Source organism: Chryseobacterium sp. MYb328 (genome assembly GCF_037572595.1).
Lineage (GTDB): Bacteria > Bacteroidota > Bacteroidia > Flavobacteriales > Weeksellaceae > Chryseobacterium > Chryseobacterium pennae.
Genome location: NZ_JBBGZQ010000027.1, coordinates 1 through 19,996 on the forward strand (window position 1 = coordinate 1; position 19,996 = coordinate 19,996).

Here is a 19,996-nt window from a genome sequence, read left to right on the forward strand (position 1 = left end):
TTATTTTATTAACTATTCGAAAGTATATTTGGCGTTTTTATAAATGATATGATTAGAAATCTGCAAAATAAAAAACTCTCCAGCATAGGGAGAGTTTCTGTATTATTCCTGAAGCATATTATCTCTTGTATTCTTCTGGACAGCAATAGCACCAAAAAGTGCCAGCAGGAAAGCAAAGGCATAAAATCCTTTCTCACTTGGAAGGATGGTGGCGTTCCAAAGTCCAACGGCGAGTAATACGATGGAGGACAAGGTAGCAAACCAACAGATTCCATAGTAAATATCCGTTACCGGGATATTTTCCAATTTATCACGAACAGCTTTCTGTAAGGAAACAACAGCAAATAAACCATATAATAAGATCGTAAAATAGTAACCTTTCTCATTCAGCAGCATCTCTGCCCTTACAAGTCCTACAATATACCCAATCATTCCTGCTCCCAATGCGACCCATGAGGCTGCAATAAATGCATTTGATACTCTTTGTTTTTTCATGAATTTAATGTTTTGTTTAAAAAGCTAAATATATTCATTTTTTGTTAACATTGTTGTAATCATGAGAAAATATGGGCAAAATACGGATTGATAAACCTCTGATCTTCATCTTCCATCTTATTATATGTAAGTTGGAAATCTGCTTTAAAAAAGCAAAACGTTCCTAACCTGGAAAGGTTGTATATTGTTTTTGTAAGGTAATATATTCGTAATTATACTCTATCAAGGTCTTACCATTAGCCTCTTTTCCTATGACCTTAGAAGGTAATTGAGAGCTATTATATTGAATTTCATACGTCATGTTTTGAATCTGGATCCAATTTCCTGCACTATCCTTACGGCTTATTTTTTCTGATGTATAATTATTTTGACTTAAAAATTCTGTGCTGGCTAAATAAGTTCTAAAGTATGTATTGGTCAGAGAATAAGGATTTATCTTGTTATCATAGGAAAACTCTCTTTTAAAAGTAGATGGACCACCTATATTATCACTGAATGAAATTTCTGTTGAAACATTATCACCGCTGTAAGTATATGATGAAGTAGATGGAATAGTACAATTTAATGAAAAACAAAGAGAAGTACCAGTGACTTTATCGTTGTTATAGGTGTAAACCTTTGTTGTGTTATTATTAGAATCTGGATAGATTGATTTAATTGTAGTTAGCTGATTTTCATTATAAGTCCAGGTTGTATAATAAGCAATTGTTCCATCCGTATTATAGTAATTTGTTTTTGAAAGTTTTCCGGTAGCATCATATTCAAAGCTTGTTACTCTGCCTTGTGATGAAACTTTGCTTAATTGTTTTTTGCTGTTATAATCAAATGTTACTACACTTGTATTAGGGTTAGAAGGATTAGTGTAATTAACAGTTGTGACTTTACTTAAGAATATTTGAGACTCAGGATTATTGGATGTATCATGATCATCATCACCGCTGCAGCTGCTAAAGAATAAGACTGAGCTTAAAGCCCCCAGAAATAAGTAAGTTTTCATAGTATATTTTTTGCACTCAAAAATAGAAAATGTTCTAAGGGTAGGTAATAAAAAATCCCATTATTTCAAAATAGTGGGATTAAATCATGTTTTTGCTTCTATAGTTTATTGTATTCAGTCATAATTTTCTTTTACAATTATTATTCTAGCCCCGATAGCAGTGGTTACCTAGGAACATATATCAGGAAGTTGTAAGGCTTGAGGTGAGCCAGCTTTGGAGTGAGGAGTATAAGCGTATAGCAGGAATCAGCTACTGAAGAAGAAAAGCTCCCCAAAAATTGGAGAGTTTTTATAAGGTAATATATTCGTAATTGTATTGAACAAAAGTGAATTGATCACTATCTTTTCCTGTGCCTTTAACTGGTAATCCTGAGCTGTTATATTCATAGGTATAAGTAAGAGTATTAACAAAGTCTGATACTTCACCACTAATGGTAGATTTACGAGCTATATAATTGTTGTTGTTATTTATATGATTTAAATCAAATCTTTCTAACCAAATTTTTATATACTTGTTCATGTAGGTATAAGGACTTAATTTATTATCATAAAAATACTCAAATTTTGTAGATGAGAGTTTTTTTACAGAAATATTATTTCCTGAATAAGTATAAAATGTAGTGTTGGATTCGGAACAATCCGGAGACCAGCAGCTGCTACTGGAGGCTATCTGACCATTAGTATTATAAGTATACTTTAAAGTGATGTATTTATCTGTAATAAATGGATAATGTTGTTCTATTTTGTTGATCTGATTCCCATTATAATAAACCTCTGAATCATAGTTTTCTTTATGTTGGTCATCAACATGATAATTTAGTTTTATTGGTTTGTCTTTATCATATTCAATAGTGGTAAATCCATAGTCATTTGATATTTTTATAAGCTCCCCTTGGGCGTTGTATTCATATTTATCTATATAGATTTGGGTTTTAGTATCTTTATAAAAATAAGTTGTGGTTACTTTGCTTAGTAATAATTTCTTTTCTGTAGGTTCATTTTCATCATTACTACTGCAGCTGTTAAAGAATATAGCAGCACCCATCATCCCCAGAAATAAGTGTTTTTTCATCTAATTTTAAATTTTTGGCAAAAATAGAAAATACAATGAGGTTTTAAGATAAAAGGTTTTATTATTTCAAAATACTGGGACTAAATCATATTTTTATCACAGAAGTCCAGCATATAAAGGATTATAAAACAAAAGCTCTCCAATACTGGAAAGCTTGTTTGTTATTAATTAATATACTCGTAACTATATTGTACATAATTATTTCCATTGGCTTCTTTTCCAACAACCTGAACCGGTAGGCCGGAGCTGTTATATTGTATGGTGTAAGTTATAGTCTGGTTTTGCAGCCATACCCCGTTATCTTTATAGCTTATCTTCTCTATGAGGTAATTATTTTTACTTAAATTGTATGCGCTCCCCATCATAATTTTAAGATACTTATTGATATTGGTGTAAGGATTGAGCTTATCATCATAAGAAAAATCCTTTTTATTGCTGTAAGTCATAAATCCACCCCATGTTGAGGTTTCAGATGAAATATTATTTCCATTATAAACATATGTATCAGTTGCAGGGCTGGAACATTCCGGATTCTGACAGAGGGTGGATGAGATCATCTGTCCGTTGGTATTATAATTATAGGTAACCGTTCTGTTGTCATCAGAGTTAGCGTAGATTGCTTTAATGTTTGTGAGCTGGTCACCACTGTAAGTATAGGTTGAATAATAATCTAATGTGCCATCTGAATTATAATAATTCGTTTTTGAAGGCTTTCCGGTAGTATTATATTCGACAGTCAAAGTTCTGCCTTCTGAAACAGTCTTGATTAATTGTTTCTGATTGTTATAACTCAAAGTTGAAACAGTTGTTTCAGGCTTGGAAGGATTATCATAATAAATGGTCGTGACTTTACTTAGCAATAGCTGAGGTTGTTCGGAAGGGATATCAGTTCCTTCATTATCATCATTACTGCTGCAGCTGTTAAAGAATACAGCTGTACTTATTATCCCAAGAAATAAGTAGTTTTTCATGCTATTTTAAATTTTCTGCAAAAGTAAAGAATACCTTACAGGTTGGGAAGCAAAAAATCCTACTATTTCAGATTAGTGGGGTTTTATCATATTCTTTTGCATTTTAGTATCCGTAGTATTCAGGCTTGAATGGCCCCTTTTACATCTACTCCGATATTGTTTTTCTAATCCTTAAAGACTTATGTATTTGTGGTTATATTTTAAATAAAAACTATCTTTTTTGGAACGTTATACTTACTTCTTACTTATTATTTTATAGTATAAATTTATAAATGGCTTCTCAATTAAATAAAATGTAAATGAGCAAATTATATTTAGAAAAATTGCAATGATAAAAATCAAAAACATATAGGTGTTTCCATTCATAATTTTTACAGTATCAAAACCAATACAATAAAAAGTTGTGAATAATAAAATCCCATGAATTAGATAAGTGCTATATGAAATCTCCCCTAAAAATTTTAAAAAATTGATTTTTAAAAAACCAAATAAATTATTACCTAAAGCAATAATAGTAAATGCTATGATTAGAAATGTTTTAGAAAAATAATTACGGCTACTCGAATCGAAAGACAGACCTATAATTAAACACAAAATTGCTAAAAGTGTATATAGTTTATTGCTTACTTTTATATTAGGATGAAAGTAATGAATTATTGCTGGAATCATACCTCCTAAGAATGAAATAACATGGGTTAGGCTAATTGTATTATGATTTATATATACTAAAATAAATAGCATCGATACAATTATAGAGATAACATTTTTATTCTTCAACATAAAAGCTCCAATAATTGGAAGGGTAAAATAGAATAACCATTCATATGGTAATGACCAGACCACACCAGCCAGCATAAAATCAATATTGTAAGTTTGTCCAATAATTACTTTCCCTTTAATATTGAACATATACCACTTTAAGCATTGTGCTAAAAAAACATATAGAGTTGAGTTAAAAATAAAATGATCTATAGCTAATGCGAAAAATATACAAATAGTGACCACAAAAAAATATAAAGGGAACAGTCTGAAAATCCTTGAATACAATAAGTTTCTCCAAAAAGTCAAATTCTGATTTCCTGATTTTAAAAGTTTATTAGTGAATAAAAAACTGGTAATCATGAAGAAAAATGCTACAGAACTTTCACCAAGATGTACAGCAAGATGATTTTTAGGTAATTCCCATGTATTAGAGCTGAGATAATTTTTCCAAATTATAGAATGGTGAATAAAAACCCCAGTTGCTAGAAGCCCTCTAAAACCATCAATACTTTCAAAACGATTGGTTGCAGTCTTAAAATTGACAATCCTGGAAATAAAAAATCCAGAAATAAATATCGATGAGTAACAAATTAATATAAAGAGGTAGCTATCTATGCTCATTAATTAAATTTTCGATAAATATAATGTATAAAAAATTCCTTTACAATGACATGCAAAGGAATTTTTTATAAAAATTAAAGTTCTTAGTATCTGTAGTATTCAGGCTTGAATGGCCCTTTTACATCAACTCCGATATACTCAGCCTGCTCAGGAGAAAGCGTTTCAAGTTCTACGCTTAATTTCTTAAGGTGTAGAGCTGCTACTTTTTCATCTAAATGCTTAGGCAGCATGTATACTTCGTTTCCGTACGCTGCAGAGTTGTTCCATAATTCGATCTGAGCCAAAGTCTGGTTAGAGAAAGAGTTAGACATTACGAAACTTGGGTGTCCAGTTGCGCATCCTAGGTTTACCAGTCTTCCTTCTGCAAGGATGATTACTTCTTTACCTTCAATAGTGTAGATATCAACCTGAGGCTTCACTTCAGATTTAGTCTGACCATAGTTTTGGTTTAACCAAGCCATATCGATTTCATTATCGAAGTGACCGATGTTACAAACAATCGCTTTATCTTTCATCTTAAGGAAGTGTTCTCCTCTTACGATGTTGAAGTTACCTGTTGTAGTGATGATGATATCTGCGTTATCTACCACAGTATCTAATCTTTTCACTTCATAACCGTCCATAGCAGCCTGAAGCGCACAGATTGGGTCAATTTCAGTAACAGTAACAATAGAACCAGCTCCTCTGAAAGAAGCAGCAGTACCTTTACCTACGTCTCCATATCCGCAAACTACCACTCTTTTTCCAGCCAACATTACGTCAGTAGCTCTTCTTACAGCATCTACTGCAGATTCCTTACATCCGTATTTGTTGTCGAATTTAGACTTAGTTACAGAGTCGTTTACGTTGATAGCAGGCATTACCAAAGTTCCGTTCTTCATTCTTTCGTAAAGTCTGTGAACTCCGGTAGTAGTTTCTTCAGAAAGACCTTTGATATCTTTTGTGAATTCAGGGTATTTATCAAACACCATGTTTGTTAAATCTCCACCATCGTCAAGGATCATGTTCAGTGGTTTTCTGTCTTCCCCAAAGAATAAAGTCTGCTCAATACACCAGTCAAATTCTTCTTCATTTAAACCTTTCCAGGCATAAACCGGAATTCCTGCAGCTGCAATAGCCGCAGCAGCGTGATCCTGTGTAGAGAAAATATTACAAGATGACCAGGTAACTTCAGCTCCTAAAGCTACCAATGTCTCGATAAGCACAGCCGTTTGGATCGTCATGTGAAGACATCCTGCGATTCTTGCTCCTTTAAGCGGTTGAGATGGTCCGTACTCTTCACGGATAGCCATCAAACCTGGCATTTCTGCTTCTGCAAGGGTAATTTCTTTTCTTCCCCATTCTGCAAGGGAGATATCCTTAACTTTATAAGGAACGTATTGTGTTGTTGTACTCATATGTAATGAATAAATTTAAATTCAGTTGATAACGAAAGGCAAAATTACAATTTATAATTAAGATAAAAAAACAACAGATCAATTTCAGTTTCATGAGATTAAACATAACTTAATATTATTTAGTCTTAATATAAATAATTATTTTTACCCTTATAAATTATATCTTATGAATACCCATACAGAGAAAAAAACAAAACCTGTAGCTCCCAAGGTACAGGAACTTATTGACAGATCCAAAAGTGTAATTCTGGCTACTGTAGATGCTGAAGGAAATCCTAATTCCAGCTATGCACCGTTTGTGCAGGTAGACAATACATTTTATATCCTGGTTTCATTTATGGCAAGACATACTAAAAATCTTTCGGAAGGAAGAAAAACTTCAATCATGTTTATTGAAGATGAGTCTGCTACCAAACAGATTTATGCAAGAGAGCGCTTAACAATAGAAGCAGCCACTTCCCAGATTGAAAGAGACTCAGAAAAATGGACTCATGTAGTAACAAAATTAAAAGAAACTCACGGAAAAGTAGTGGATGTTATTTCTGAAATGGGTGACTTTATTTTAATTGCTTTGCAGCCTGCAAAAGGTTCTTACGTGAACGGATTCGGAAGTGCTTATTTTGTAGATCCAAATCTAGAAATTATTGAGCACAGGAATGATGTGAATCATCAGGCTAAATAAATTGGAAGGGATGCTGGAAGAGGGAAGCAGGAGGTTATACTTGTTAAACTAGGAGTAGAGCTGCTTTTTAATAGGTCTTCTGCATGAGTATTTGTTTTATCGCCAAATAGAAACTTCCATCTTCCAGCTCCCATCTTCCAACTTTTTCCTTATTTTTGTCCAATAAAAAAAGAATGCCCCTTTACCGAGATTTTTCAGATGATAGTGCCATAATCCTTGTTTGGAAGTATGATGAAAGTGAAGAACTTGACATCAATGAACTTCTGGAACCGGAGAATGCTGAAAAAGTAAAGGATTACCATCCTAAAAAACTATTGGAGGTATTGATGGTTCGTAAGCTTCTGAAAGGTTTAAAACCTAATTCCAAAATTCTATACAGAGAAAGAGAACCTTTTCTTTCTCCCTATGATGCTGAGATTTCCATTACCCATTCTTTTCCATTTGCAGCCATAGCTATTTCTAAAAATAAAATAGGAATAGATGTGGAAAAGTTCAATCCTAAGATCTTAAGGGTCATCGATAAATTCACCTATGAAAATGAAAGAGGTTTTATTCCTGAAGATAAAGCCGATACTTTTTATACGATCATCTGGAGTGTAAAGGAAAGCATGTATAAGATTCACCATTCCAAATATTGGTCGCTGAAGAAAAATTATGAAGTAAAACCTTTTGAATTAAAGCATCTTCATAAGATAAGCTGCCGTGTGTATGACGAGCAGTTTTCCGATGAATTTAAGGCAAGAGTGGAATTTTTTGATGATTACTGCTTTACGATTGTGGAGGAGTAGGCTGTTTCTGCCTGAGTAGCTGCCGTATTGAAACCAGGTGTCCAAAAAGAACTACCGGAACAATAAAAGTAGGTAACCAGCTGAAAGGAAAATACAATATAGCAATATTAGGCTGGTCAAAGGCTATCCTCTGTAACGGTGATGGAGCTGAAAGAAAAGCAATAATGACTATATTGAGCAGCAATGCAAGCCCTATAATATGCCAGTACAAAATCAGGTTTCTGCTTATTTTCGACATTCTTATTCCATAGTAAGCAATAAATGGAGCCGAAATACCTGCCAGAATATCAAAGTTGATTCCTTTAAACGTCATAATTTCCGGTACCATTTTGTATAAGAACAGTTTATACAAGGCTATCTCAACAAAGATCCTTATTATATTAAGGTAAGTAATATGTAAAAGAGAAAGGCTGTCAATAAAGAGTTTCCCTTTTGGTGTATTAAACATAAATAATATTACCAGAACCGGAGGAAGGATACCCAGCAGTACAATTTTTGGGGGAAGAGAATTTAAATGACTATTATAGACATCATTTAAAGATAAAGCTGCCTGAATGATTAGCCAACAGAGAAGGATAAGAAAAATCTTTCCTGTTCCGGATTTTATGATCGCTGAAGCAGAATTTTTTATTGCCCAACAAAATAGCAACAGAGTCACGAAAGTGATGATTCCAAACAGTAATGAAATGGGAATAGTAAGGTTTTCCATGGTTAATTTTTAACTAAGATATTATAATCAGCCAAAAATTAAATTGCCGTAGGACAAGAAACAAAATAAGAGATTAGGATTCCTCTACTTTTTCAGCTTTATACTTTTCTATCACTTTTCTTTGCTCCTTGGCAACATCGTAGATCAGTTCCAGAATATCATGAATGTTTTTAAGTTCCGTTAAATGGGATATTTTATCGGGATCCCTTCGGTCAATAATATCATTTTCCTCAATTTCGGTCTTTCTCTTCAAAAGCATATCTTCAATGGATGAATCTTCAGGTTCCAGGCGGCTTTCCATTCTAAGAGCTTCAGTGATATCATCTCCATTTAATAACGTTGAGGTTTGCTGCATTTCAGCCTCTATTTTTCGGCTCCAGCTTTCTGCATCTATTTCGGGATATTGCTCATTGCTTTTAGAGTATTGAGATAAAGAAGCAGTATAAGCGGTGACAAGATGTGAGGTCGCTACAAACTGGTGAACCACTTCTAACTTTTTCTGCTGATTTTTAGGGTCCGAAATCATTCTCTGAAAATTATCAGAAAGATTGGCTAATGAAATGATGGCATTTTTTCGCTTTACTTTATAGTCTTCAATATCGAAGTTCCCTTGCAAAAATTTAGACATTACACTCTGAAAATAGATCAGATTGTCTGCAGCAGACTTTTTCATCAGATCCAGGTTTTGTGTATGTTCCCAAACAGGTAACACAATATAGGAAACCGCAAATGCTATAATTCCGGCAATAGCTGTATCTACAACTCTGTCTTTAAAAATGATATTTACTTTTCCGGGATTTAAAAAATTAAAACTCAGAAAAACATAGATCGTCATGAAAAGGACTGCCCAAAAATACTTTCCCTTTAAGAAACTGAAGCACATAATCATGCTGATCAGCAGGATGGCAAACAAAACACTATTGATGTGTATGAAATGCAGGATGATATAGGCTATTGTGGCTCCGGTCACCGTTCCGTAGAGACGCAGGAGGTTTCGCTGCTTTGTGATGGAGTAGGCCGGTTTTAAAATAGCTGTAATGGTAATTAATATCCAATACGTATGCCCCAAGCCAAGAAAATCAAACATAGAGAAAAGATATCCCACCAGCAAGGCTGTTGTAATTCTTATTGCATGGCGGAATTGGGAAGATGATAATGAAATATTATTCCTTAAAACCTTAAAGTTCAGTTTGGGCTCATTAGGCATGAACTTTTTTAAGTCTAGCCCGGTGGATAAACTTTTTGCCAGTTTTACATCCTGTGAGAAAACTTTGTAAATCTCATTGATCTCCTTGGTAATTTCATTAATACGCATCAGGATCTGTCGCAGAACCATGAAGTTTTCCAGACTATCAGGTGATAGCTGCCTATTTCTAAGTTCGAAGTAATTATAGTTGAGATTCTTTAATTCTAATTCAAGATTCAACATAGGCTTTGCCCTTGTTCCGCTTTGGAGGGCAATTCCGATATTGGTGATCTCTTCAGCAAGCAGATTAAGATAATCATGGATATTAACCAGGATCATGCTGTCTTCAAAGCTCTGCTGTAGCTTCTGATAATCGCTTTCAGAAGTCATCAGCTTTTCATGAAGGTCCATAGAATTCAGGAACATCAGCATCAATAAGCGGCTGGTCGTCGTAGATTCATTGACGATGGTTCTTGTTTTAAAAACAGTTTCTCTGGTATCTTCCTGAAGGTTTTTAATTTCAATCTGTTTGGCAATAACCTGAGTGGTAAGTTTGTCAAAGTCCGGATTCTTCTGATAATAATTAGCTTTGATCTTTAAAAATTCTGCCAGCTGAAGATAATTTTCTCCAATCATCTGGCTAGCCAATTTATAAGGACGGATAGTTGTTACCACAAGGAATATCAGTAAAAACCAAATACATCCACAGGCAAAAATGAGGAGACTTTTAAAGATATCCGCTCCTGTAAGATGCCCGTCAATAAAGATGGCAAGTACCACGAGTGATAGTGAACCCACTGCTGCCAGTCGCTGGCCATAGACCCCGATGAGGGAGAAGAACATCCCGAAGACGATAATCTCCAATAATACCAATATCTTAAAATTCATTACCAGACTAGCAATGAGTGCCACAAAGACAAAACAGCAAATGGCAAATGCCAGCGCATTTCTTCTTCTTATAAAAGGGCCGGGTTGATCGGTAAGGGCAACAAAGCTGGTCCCGAGTGGGAAAAGAAAGTATTCTTTTAAAATTCCAAAGTGAGCGAGAACCAAACAAGGGAGAACAGTAGCTAATGTAATTCTGATTGCAGAATACAAATACTGACTGGTCACAAATTTTTTTAGTTCCGCCGAATAGTTCATACTACAAAAATAGCTATTGAATTTAAAAAAATAGCCATAAAAGGAAGACTTTTGTGAACTTAAATGTTATATTTTTTTAATAAAGCCGGAGAAAGTGTGAGGAGTGGGGATAGGAGTATTGTCAATGGTCAGTTTTTGTTTTACCAAGTGAATAGGTAGGTATAGAAATTGACTGGTGCGGTGGGGTTAATTAAATAAAAAAGCCTCATACAAAATGGATGAGGCTTTTTTATAATTGTTGAAATGTGTTAACGTTCGTTGTTGGATGTTTCTTCACCAATGTTCCAGGTAAGACCGAAACGGAGTGTGTTATCCAATGCCGTGTTTATTTTAGACATATTGATCAGATAAGAAAGATCAAGCCCGAAAGAACGGTACTTTAATCCGATACCTGCTGTAGCAAACTGTCTTGCTCCCTGCTCTTCACTTTCATGGAAGTAACCTCCTCTTACAGAAAAAGCATTGTCATAAGAATATTCTAAAGCACCACTGTACATGATACTGTTTTTATTTTTAAATGATTTTCCGATACCGGCAATTGGACCTACATTCGGAATTTCGTATCTAGGCTCTCTGTAAGCATTTAATCCAACGTATTCAGATCCGGGTACCAAAAGTTTTGAACCTTCCACGGAGATTCCGATTCTGTTCATATCATCCATATACATATCATATCCAACCCCTAATCTTGCCATAGTTGGAAGATAAGATCTTGATTCTTCATTTCCGGTATAGTCAAGTTTCGGACCAAGGTTCTGGATGGCTAAACCTGCATTTAATTTACCGTCATATCCTCCAAAACTTGAGAATCTCTCGGAAGTATAGTATGCTGAAATATCTACAGCAAAAGAGTTTGCTGCTTTAAGGGTATTATCTGTATTGAATCCTCCGGCTAAGTCTGAACGGATAAATCTACCTGTAACAGCCATGGAGTAGGAGTCAGAAAGTTTAAGACCATAAGCAACATCAATGGAGAATTCATTAGGTTTTGATACCCCATTGGAAGTAACATCATTACCTACCAGCTGAGTAAGGTCTACTTCCCCCATGTTGAAGTAATAGATACTCGCGGAAATAGTAGATCTTTCATCCTGTCCAAGAAATTTATGGAAAGATCCATATAATAAGAATACATCATTGGTAAGTTTTCCCATATAGGGTGTATAGGTAAGACCTATGGAAGAACTTGTTCTGCTGAAAGGATATTTAGCTGCATTCCAAAATTGTGAAAATGCATCAGGAGAGGTTGCTACCCCTTGATCTCCCATACCTCCCGATCTTGCATCTGGCGCAATTCTCAGGAAAGGAGCTCCGGTAAGTACAGGGTTTATTTGTGAATAACCCAGAAAACCAGCACTTAACCCAAGTCCTAAAAGCAGTTTAGTAGTTAAATTCATATATTGTCTTTTATATATTATCAGTTTTTTATTAATTTTATTGTCTATGTTTTATATAATTATTTCAAAAGTACCATTTTTTCTACAGCTGTGGCACTTCCTTTGCATTTTTCTTGGTTTTGACTTTTTGCAAATATCTTAAAAATATATGTACCTTTTGCAACAGTTGCCCCAAAATCATCTCTTCCATCCCATTCTATAGCCTGACGGGGAGTTCTGAATCCCTGTAGGAATGGTTCTGCAACCACTGCCTGAGATAAGGTTCTTACTAATCTTCCGGTTATGGTATAAATCTGCACATTTACATTCAGTATATCATCACAATTATGTTCAAACTGAACATATGTCTTATTGGTGAATGGATTTGGCCAGTTCAACGGACGGTTGATTATCAGATGCTGGTCAGCTTCATCCTTAACCTCAAAATTTAACGTAGCAGTTGTCGAATTATTGTTTATATCCCAAACTTTAAATGTTAATTGATGTTGTCCGACCGGAAGATTCCTGAAAGGATAGCTTACATTTCCTTTTTGATACTCAGCAAGACTCGGGTTTAAGCATCCGTTTCCTTCCCCCGGAGAATAAAAATCATTCAGAATAACAGTATTGATCACCTGACCGTCTAAATATACAGTAATGTCATGACCTATCCCTGATCCTGCAGAATTAATTCCTGTATCATCTGTAAGACACGCCAGAAGCATTGGGTTCTGGTTAGTAATTCCACCATCAGCAAAGTTGGTATTGTTCATATACAGCTTTACTTTTGGCGGCTGGTTATCATTAATTCCGTTAGGATTGATGTCTCCAATCTGTACAGCCTGATTATTGAATACATCGGTTGCTTTATTGTCTGCATAGCCCATTATTCTTCCTTCTCCAACAGCATAATTGATGTCTTTCGGAACATAGAATTCTGCAGTGAACACACCGTTTACTGCAATTCCTGATGCTTTTACAATAGCACTTCCTTCTTCTGTATAATTAAGTATAGGGTGAGACCAGTTATTATTGTTCAGCGTTTTCTTATTCAGTCTTTTATCAAAAATATTTATAGAAACCCTTCCGTTGAAAGTATTGTTCAAAGTTCCGTTAGGGTTATTGATGTGTCCTTTTATTTTAACAAAATCAAGTCCACGGATCAATCCCGGGACAGGTGTTTCAATATTGTCAATGGTAAGTAATCTTTGAGGTCTGCTAAGTTTCATCGCCGGATCACCCAGTAAATTTACTCTTAAATGGTTCTCATTAACTCCTTTTTCCTTTTTTGCGTTTAAATGGGCATACCCTAACGTATTGAAGTCATCATTGGCCAATTTGAAAATATTTCTGGTAAAAATATCGGTGAAAGTACGCCCATAACCAATATCTATGGCACGGCTTGAAGTGACCATTGTAGCAGGACCTCCCTGCTTAAGCTTCATGAACTGCTCTCCTGCAGAATTGGTAGAAGGCTCGTCCCACAATGTAAACTCACAGGTTATGGTAGAGACCAAAGGGAATCTGCTGTATACGCTGGTGAAGTTATTGGAATTTTGCACCTCTGTAGTGGTTAATATCCTTTCCTGGGCCCAACCGTTGACTCCTCCATGTCCAAAATAGAATAAATATAAGCTGTTTCCTATACTGTTGGAGATGGCCTGGTTTACCTGTGGATATCTTGGTCCTGCTGCAGTACTTTGCATGGTAAAAGCATCCAGGTACAGTTTTCTTACATTATATTCTTTCAGAGTCGGTACACCCGGCTGTTCAAATATATCGACCAGTGCTTTATTCATAACATCATGGAAAGGGCTGCCACCTTCTTCATTATCATCTACCACAAAATCCAGTTTCATTCTCCAGTCTCCAAAAGGACTTGATTGTCCCGGAAGGGCATTGTAATATGCCAGAGTTTTATCAATCATATTAGCTGCCTCCGTATTATTGGTAGCAGGAATTCTTCCTACAGGCAGATTCGGCAAATTGTATCCTATATTAGTGGCAGTCTGCGGCTGAGTCATTACAATATAGTCATCCGTAACGTAGGACTGTACATAATCTGAGGAATGCTCGCTTTGATACGCTGAAACAATATTGTTATTACCAGATATTCTGTTCTTGTAGTCATAAGAAGCATCTCCCAGAATGAATACATACTGAAGTCTGCCTTGCGGGGTATTTAATTTGGTAACGAAATCCCTTACTGCGGTAATATCCTTACTTCCGTTTCCAAATTCTTCATAGACCTTATTTACATCTACAATTTCTACTTTGTAATTGTTTTTTGTCTGATGATAGTTGGCCAGTCTTTGTGCCTGTCCCATCAGTTCAGGTACAGTAAGGATCAAATAATCTATATTAGAGATCGCAGAGAGGTTCTGATTGGCAATTCTTCCTACAAACTGAGGCGTAAAAGCAGCATCAGCACGGAACGCTACAAATTCATTATTGAAATCTGTACTGGAAGCTTTATATGCAAAATTGAAAAACCCTGTTCCTGTCTTATTGACTCTTCTGTTGGCATTGGTGATATCAGTAACATCCCATACCTGTTCTATAGAAGACGCATTAGAAATACTGAAACCATAATCCGTATTGCTTCCGCTTATTATAGAATAATCCCTGAAGTTCATCTGAGAACCGTTGAATGCAAGATTCTCTTTATACTGTACCTCCAGGTAATCAAAGTAGAATGTTCCGTTAGGGTTTTTAGAAATATCCGGATTGTATTTCAATGTGATCTGATTTCCGCTTTGGTTGGTAATAAAACCATTATATCTCATCGGATAATAATTGTACTGATAGGTTGGGTCATCAGTAGGAACGGAATTATGGTACAGGTTCAGATCATTGATTTTAATATCAATGGAATTCAGCTGTGACCTGTATCCTATTACCTGTGATCTGTATTTTATGATATCATTAGGCTGTATAGGCGAATTGGTGGTCAGAGTAATAACCTTTTCAGTACTGAAAGGAGTATCTTCTACCCATATTCTACCTACTTTCAATAAATTTTTCTGATCATTGTTGATCACCTGGTAGCTATCGTAACGGGTAATCATCTGAGCAGGTAAATCCCCATCTATAGTTGCGACTCTTTTCCCTGCACCTTTATCAAAGTTGATATAATAATAGGCAGAGTCATCATATATATTTTTGAGATTGTTACTTGTATCGGATCTTGTTTCTCTTCTCTTAAAGCCTTTCCCATTATTGGTATCATAAAGATTGTAACCGTTCGGGCCCTGTGCATAGAATAAAGCATAATCATTGTCATTCCATATTCCGTCATCTTCACCCGCTACCTGAATAGCGTTTTCCTGTAAAGAATTATATCGCGGGTCCTGATTGAATTCAGGCAGCATGACTCCTCCGTTTCCGTAAACTCTGAGATTTTTTGGATTTACAGAAGCAGGATTAATTCCGTTATCTCTTAAAAACTGTGCCGTGATTTTGAAGATTCCGGATTTATCCACCTTTATTTTATAAAAGTTTCCGCTGGCAAGAGGATTGACTGTAGTTCCTATTTTATTGGTGCCTCCAAAAGTATTGATAGGAGTAGAAGCTTCTGAAACATTAAACGAAGATAATCTCTGAACCTGCCCATTTATATTTTTAAACAGACCTACACTGATACCTGCATATCTTTCTCCATCTAATGTATAATAGGTTACTTCAGCAATGTCATGATCAGGAAGTACTCCTTTTTTGAGTTCATATAAATCCTGGTTGGAAACTCCATCCCAGACAAGATCCGAAATTTTCAGCTCCTTTTCTCCGATTTTTTGCTTGGTTACTATAAAAACATTATTTTGGCTGAAAGAAAAACCTTCATTTTTAAAGTTGGGAAGATTTAATTTTGTCTCACCAAAATCCTGAATTTTAGAACCATTCCATTCTATGGTGTTTCTTTGGGCGTAAAGTGTTGATGCAAAAGCGATTAAAGATAAAAGCGTGATTTTTCGTTTCATGTTTATTATTGAAATTGCTAAATTACAAAATAAATGAAAATTTTAGAATTAAATTGCAATACAATAAAATTAATTTGTTATCGTTGTTCAAAAAAATCAAATCTTTATTTGATTTATTGAATAATTTATTTTTTCTTTGTACTCTTGAAAATATTTATATCGACTATGAAAAAACTAAAGTTGTTTTCATTAATAGCATTAAGTTCTACACTTGCATTAACCAGCTGTGGCGGATCAGGAACCAGCAAAGGTGGCGGTACCAAAAAATTTGTCAGTAAAACGGGTTGGAAGCCAAACGAAAAACAGGGTTGGTTTTTTGCAGGAAAGCAACAGAAGCAGAAGGGTTGGCCGGGAATGGTATATGTAGAAGGAGGAACTTTTACAATGGGATTAGTGAAAGATGATGTTATGCACGATTGGAATAACACGCCGCGCAGAATGCAGGTAAGTTCATTCTTTATCGGAGAAACAGAAATTACTAACTACGAATACCGCGAATACCTTACATGGTTGAAGTATGTATTCCCACCAAGTGACCCTAGCTTTAAGGAGATCTATAACGGTGCTTTACCGGATACCTTATTATGGGACAACAAATTATCTAGAAACGATTATAATGAAACCTATCTACGTTCTCCGGAATTCGATTATTATCCGGTAGTAGGAGTTTCTTGGACACAGGCAAACAGATACTGTGAATGGCTGACAGACAGAGCGAACGAAAAAGCTTTGATGCAGGCAGGTATTATTGCTAAAGATATGTATATCAACGAATCCAATAACCAGGGAGGAACAGCATTTAACATGGATAAATTCAAAGCGAATGATCCGGAAATGCAAGGATATATCAACGAAAAAAGAATGCAGCAAAAATCTGGTATGAAAACTACCAACCAAAGATTATTGTCGGCAAACAGAGCTCCTAATGGTGCAATGGTTCAAAAATTCAGACTTCCTACAGAAGTTGAATGGGAATATGCAGCTTTAGGAATGGCAAAAAACAGAGAATATAACCAATACCTTGGTAAAAAACCAGAAATCGAAAGATTAAGAGGTACCAAAGGAAGAGAAAGAGGTATGTTCCTTGAGAACTTTAAAATGGGTAAAGGAGATTACTCTGGTATCGCTGGATGGAAAAACGATGGGTCTGCACAGACTTCAGACGTAAGACAATATCCGTCTAACGACCTTGGAATCTATGGAATGTATGGTAACGTTGCAGAATGGACTGCCGATGTTTACAGACCGATCATTGATGAAGATTACAACGACTTCAATTACTACAGAGGAAATATGCCTCAGGCTATCGTAAAAAATGGAGACGGAACTTACAAAATGGTTGATGAAGGTACCATTAAGTATGATACTTTAGCGGATGGTAGATTAGTCTACAAAGGTCTTCCGGGACAATTCGAAAGAGAAACGATTGCTGACTACAGAAACTATAGAGATGGTGACAGACAATCTTCTTTAGAGTATTACAGAGCTTCAGATTCTGCTTCAGGATTTAATATGTACAATGCTCCTAAAAAAAGCTTTGTTGTAGATGCTAGCGGTAGAGTTAAGATGCAGAAAGATACCAAAGACAGAACATCCGGAATTTCTAACGATGTTAGAGTTGTAAAAGGAGGTTCTTGGCAAGATACTGCGTACTGGCTGGACCCGGGACAAAGAAGATATAAAAATCAGGGCAGGGCTTATGGTTGGATTGGTTTCCGTGTTGCACAGGATGCCAGAACTAATGATAAGAACAGAACTAGAAGATAATATTTATCAAAAAATACTTTTAAAAAACCTTCCGGATTTTCGGAAGGTTTTTTATTTTTGAACCATGAAATTGCTTGACTGAAAAATTCTGAAATACTAATGCAGATTTAGCGATTTCTATTTGAAAATATATATAGTTCCACATGAATATAGAACAGTTTTATCCTTTGCTTTTACAAGCCGGTAAAGTAACGATTGATAGCCGAAAAATAGACAGAAATGACATTTTTTTCGCATTTTCCGGTGATAATTTTAATGCAGCAACCCTGGCGGAAAAAGCCATTGATGACGGAGCCTTAGCTGCCATTGTTGAACAGCCTGAGTTTGAAAATAAGGATAGAAATATCTTCTATGTTCCGTCTACACTCGAATTCCTGCAGCAATTGGCCATCTACCACAGAAGTAAACTGAATATTCCCTTTATAGGCCTTACAGGCAGTAATGGGAAAACAACCACTAAAGAGCTGATCCATGCCGTGTTGTCTGAGAGGTTTAATGTTCAGTATACGTATGGAAACCTCAATAATCATATCGGAGTTCCACTGACGATTCTTTCCATTAAGCCGGAGCATGAAATGGCTGTGATTGAAATGGGGGCTAATCATCAGAAGGAAATAGAATTCCTTTGTACCATTTCACAGCCGGATTTCGGATATATTACCAATTTTGGAAAAGCACACCTGGAAGGTTTCGGCGGTTTTGAAGGTGTAATTAAAGGGAAGTCTGAGCTTTATGATTATCTTAAAGAAAATCATCAGACAATTATCATTAACGAAAATGACCCTGTTCAGGTTGAAAAAACAGAAAACTATTCACCTAAGATCACTTTTGGAAAAGCAGGGTCAGATTATGATTTTAAACCGTGTACAGAAGATCATTTTGTAGGACTGATTTATCAGGGAGAAAAAACCGTATCTAAACTGACCGGAGAGTATAACTTTACCAACCTTTGCGCTGCAGCAAGTCTTGGCCTTCATTTTGGAATCAGCTTTGAAAAAATAAAGCATGCAGTAGAACAGTATACCCCAACCAATATGCGTTCGCAGGTGGTGAAAAAAGAGAACAGAACATTAGTGTTGGATACTTACAATGCCAACCCAAGTTCAATGACTGCATCATTAAATAACTTTATCACGTTTGAGGGCCGTAAAACCATTATCATCGGTGATATGCTGGAATTGGGCACAGAGAGTGAAAAAGAGCATCAGAATATCTTGGAATTGGCCAGAACTCTTGGTTTTGATACCATCATTACAGTAGGGAAACACTTTAAAGGAGTGAATTCATCAGACCTGGCTTTTGAAAATACTGCTGAACTGACAGCATATTTACAGCAAAATAAAATTCAGTCAGAAAATATACTGTTGAAAGGATCAAGAGGAATAGCACTGGAAAAGGTAATTGATTTTATTTAGCCTTTAAAGCCCAGAATTCCTTTACAATAAGTTTAATATTTTTGAATGTGCTTGGGAAAACTTCATCTTTTGTTTGTTTTACTTCTACCAAAACACAAAAATAAAAAGTATTCTCATTTTGTACAAGTTGGCGTTTATTCTGTTTTGTAAAGGCAATACTATGTTCCTTCAAGATAATAAATATTTATTGGATTTTTTTTTGCAAATTTGTAAAAAAGACGTCATGCAAAAAGAAAAATTACGTACACTGAGAAAGAAGAAGGGATTTACTCAGCAGCAAATTGCCAATATTATTGCAACTGATGTATCTAACTATAGCAGAAAAGAAACTGGTGATGTAAGAATTTATAAAGAGGAATGGGAAAAAATTGCCCGTTTTCTGGAAGTTCCTGTGGACGAAATTTATGAAGAGGAAGAGGTAAGGGTTATTGTAGAAAACCCTGTTTTTAATGACAGTCCTGGTTCTTCGGCGGGGGGTAATGTCACTAATTTTACTAATAAAGAAAACACCTCAATCATTAAAAATCTTCAGGATTATATATCCCTATTAAAAGAAGAAAATCAGAGGTTGAAGGAAAGATTGAATAAATATGAAAAATAAAAACTCCGTCTCATTTTTTGAGACGGAGTTTTTTTAG

Annotated in this window: 15 protein-coding genes; 5 read left to right on the forward strand and 10 right to left on the reverse strand. The window is 35.4% G+C overall.

Annotated elements, in window-relative coordinates:
* Window positions 1-102: 102 nt before the first annotated feature.
* From yiaA to ahcY, 6 genes are all read right to left on the reverse strand, one after another.
* On the reverse strand, window positions 103-495 hold the full coding sequence (gene yiaA, locus WH267_RS21270) for an inner membrane protein YiaA (protein ID WP_115971139.1): 393 nt from the start codon (window positions 493-495) through the stop codon (window positions 103-105).
* 163 nt (window positions 496-658) lie between these two features.
* Window positions 659-1,492, reverse strand: a complete 834-nt coding sequence (locus tag WH267_RS21275) for a hypothetical protein (RefSeq protein ID WP_340010833.1) — start codon at window positions 1,490-1,492, stop codon at window positions 659-661.
* A 289-nt stretch (window positions 1,493-1,781) separates the two neighbouring features.
* Window positions 1,782-2,564, reverse strand: coding sequence for a hypothetical protein (locus WH267_RS21280; RefSeq protein WP_340010834.1), 783 nt, complete (start codon window positions 2,562-2,564; stop codon window positions 1,782-1,784).
* A gap of 164 nt (window positions 2,565-2,728) precedes the next feature.
* Entirely contained in the window at window positions 2,729-3,535 is an 807-nt protein-coding gene (locus WH267_RS21285) for a hypothetical protein (RefSeq protein WP_340010836.1), read from the reverse strand.
* A gap of 234 nt (window positions 3,536-3,769) precedes the next feature.
* Entirely contained in the window at window positions 3,770-4,918 is a 1,149-nt protein-coding gene (locus tag WH267_RS21290) for an acyltransferase family protein (RefSeq protein ID WP_340010837.1), read from the reverse strand.
* 83 nt (window positions 4,919-5,001) lie between these two features.
* Entirely contained in the window at window positions 5,002-6,315 is a 1,314-nt protein-coding gene (gene ahcY / locus WH267_RS21295; protein WP_115971143.1) for an adenosylhomocysteinase, read from the reverse strand.
* A 166-nt stretch (window positions 6,316-6,481) separates the two neighbouring features.
* On the opposite strand from ahcY, the gene WH267_RS21300 reads away from it, so the two are divergent.
* Both WH267_RS21300 and WH267_RS21305 read left to right on the forward strand, forming a co-directional pair.
* Complete coding sequence (locus WH267_RS21300) at window positions 6,482-6,997, forward strand: pyridoxamine 5'-phosphate oxidase family protein (protein ID WP_340010839.1); 516 nt, start codon at window positions 6,482-6,484, stop codon at window positions 6,995-6,997.
* 173 nt (window positions 6,998-7,170) lie between these two features.
* A complete protein-coding gene (locus WH267_RS21305) occupies window positions 7,171-7,785 on the forward strand; it encodes a 4'-phosphopantetheinyl transferase family protein (RefSeq protein WP_115971145.1) in 615 nt (204 codons plus the stop codon).
* On the opposite strand, the gene WH267_RS21310 is transcribed toward WH267_RS21305, so the two are convergent.
* The 4 genes from WH267_RS21310 to porU all read right to left on the reverse strand — a co-directional run bounded on the left by WH267_RS21310 (window position 7,766) and on the right by porU (window position 16,176).
* Window positions 7,766-8,494, reverse strand: a complete 729-nt coding sequence (locus WH267_RS21310) for a hypothetical protein (protein ID WP_340010840.1) — start codon at window positions 8,492-8,494, stop codon at window positions 7,766-7,768. The two genes, WH267_RS21305 and WH267_RS21310, sit on opposite strands and share 20 nt — an antisense overlap.
* A 73-nt stretch (window positions 8,495-8,567) precedes the next feature.
* On the reverse strand, window positions 8,568-10,823 hold the full coding sequence (locus WH267_RS21315) for an FUSC family protein (protein ID WP_340010842.1): 2,256 nt from the start codon (window positions 10,821-10,823) through the stop codon (window positions 8,568-8,570).
* Window positions 10,824-11,071: 248 nt separating this feature from the next.
* Entirely contained in the window at window positions 11,072-12,220 is a 1,149-nt protein-coding gene (porV, locus tag WH267_RS21320) for a type IX secretion system outer membrane channel protein PorV (protein WP_115971148.1), read from the reverse strand.
* A 59-nt stretch (window positions 12,221-12,279) separates the two neighbouring features.
* Window positions 12,280-16,176, reverse strand: coding sequence for a type IX secretion system sortase PorU (gene porU / locus WH267_RS21325; RefSeq protein WP_115971149.1), 3,897 nt, complete (start codon window positions 16,174-16,176; stop codon window positions 12,280-12,282).
* 165 nt (window positions 16,177-16,341) lie between these two features.
* On the opposite strand from porU, the gene gldJ reads away from it, so the two are divergent.
* The 3 genes from gldJ to WH267_RS21340 all read left to right on the forward strand — a co-directional run bounded on the left by gldJ (window position 16,342) and on the right by WH267_RS21340 (window position 19,959).
* A complete protein-coding gene (gene gldJ / locus WH267_RS21330; protein ID WP_115971150.1) occupies window positions 16,342-17,943 on the forward strand; it encodes a gliding motility lipoprotein GldJ in 1,602 nt (533 codons plus the stop codon).
* A 143-nt stretch (window positions 17,944-18,086) separates the two neighbouring features.
* Window positions 18,087-19,358, forward strand: coding sequence for a UDP-N-acetylmuramoyl-tripeptide--D-alanyl-D-alanine ligase (locus tag WH267_RS21335; protein WP_115971151.1), 1,272 nt, complete (start codon window positions 18,087-18,089; stop codon window positions 19,356-19,358).
* 223 nt (window positions 19,359-19,581) lie between these two features.
* Window positions 19,582-19,959, forward strand: a complete 378-nt coding sequence (locus tag WH267_RS21340; RefSeq protein WP_340010845.1) for a helix-turn-helix domain-containing protein — start codon at window positions 19,582-19,584, stop codon at window positions 19,957-19,959.
* Window positions 19,960-19,996: the final 37 nt, after the last annotated feature.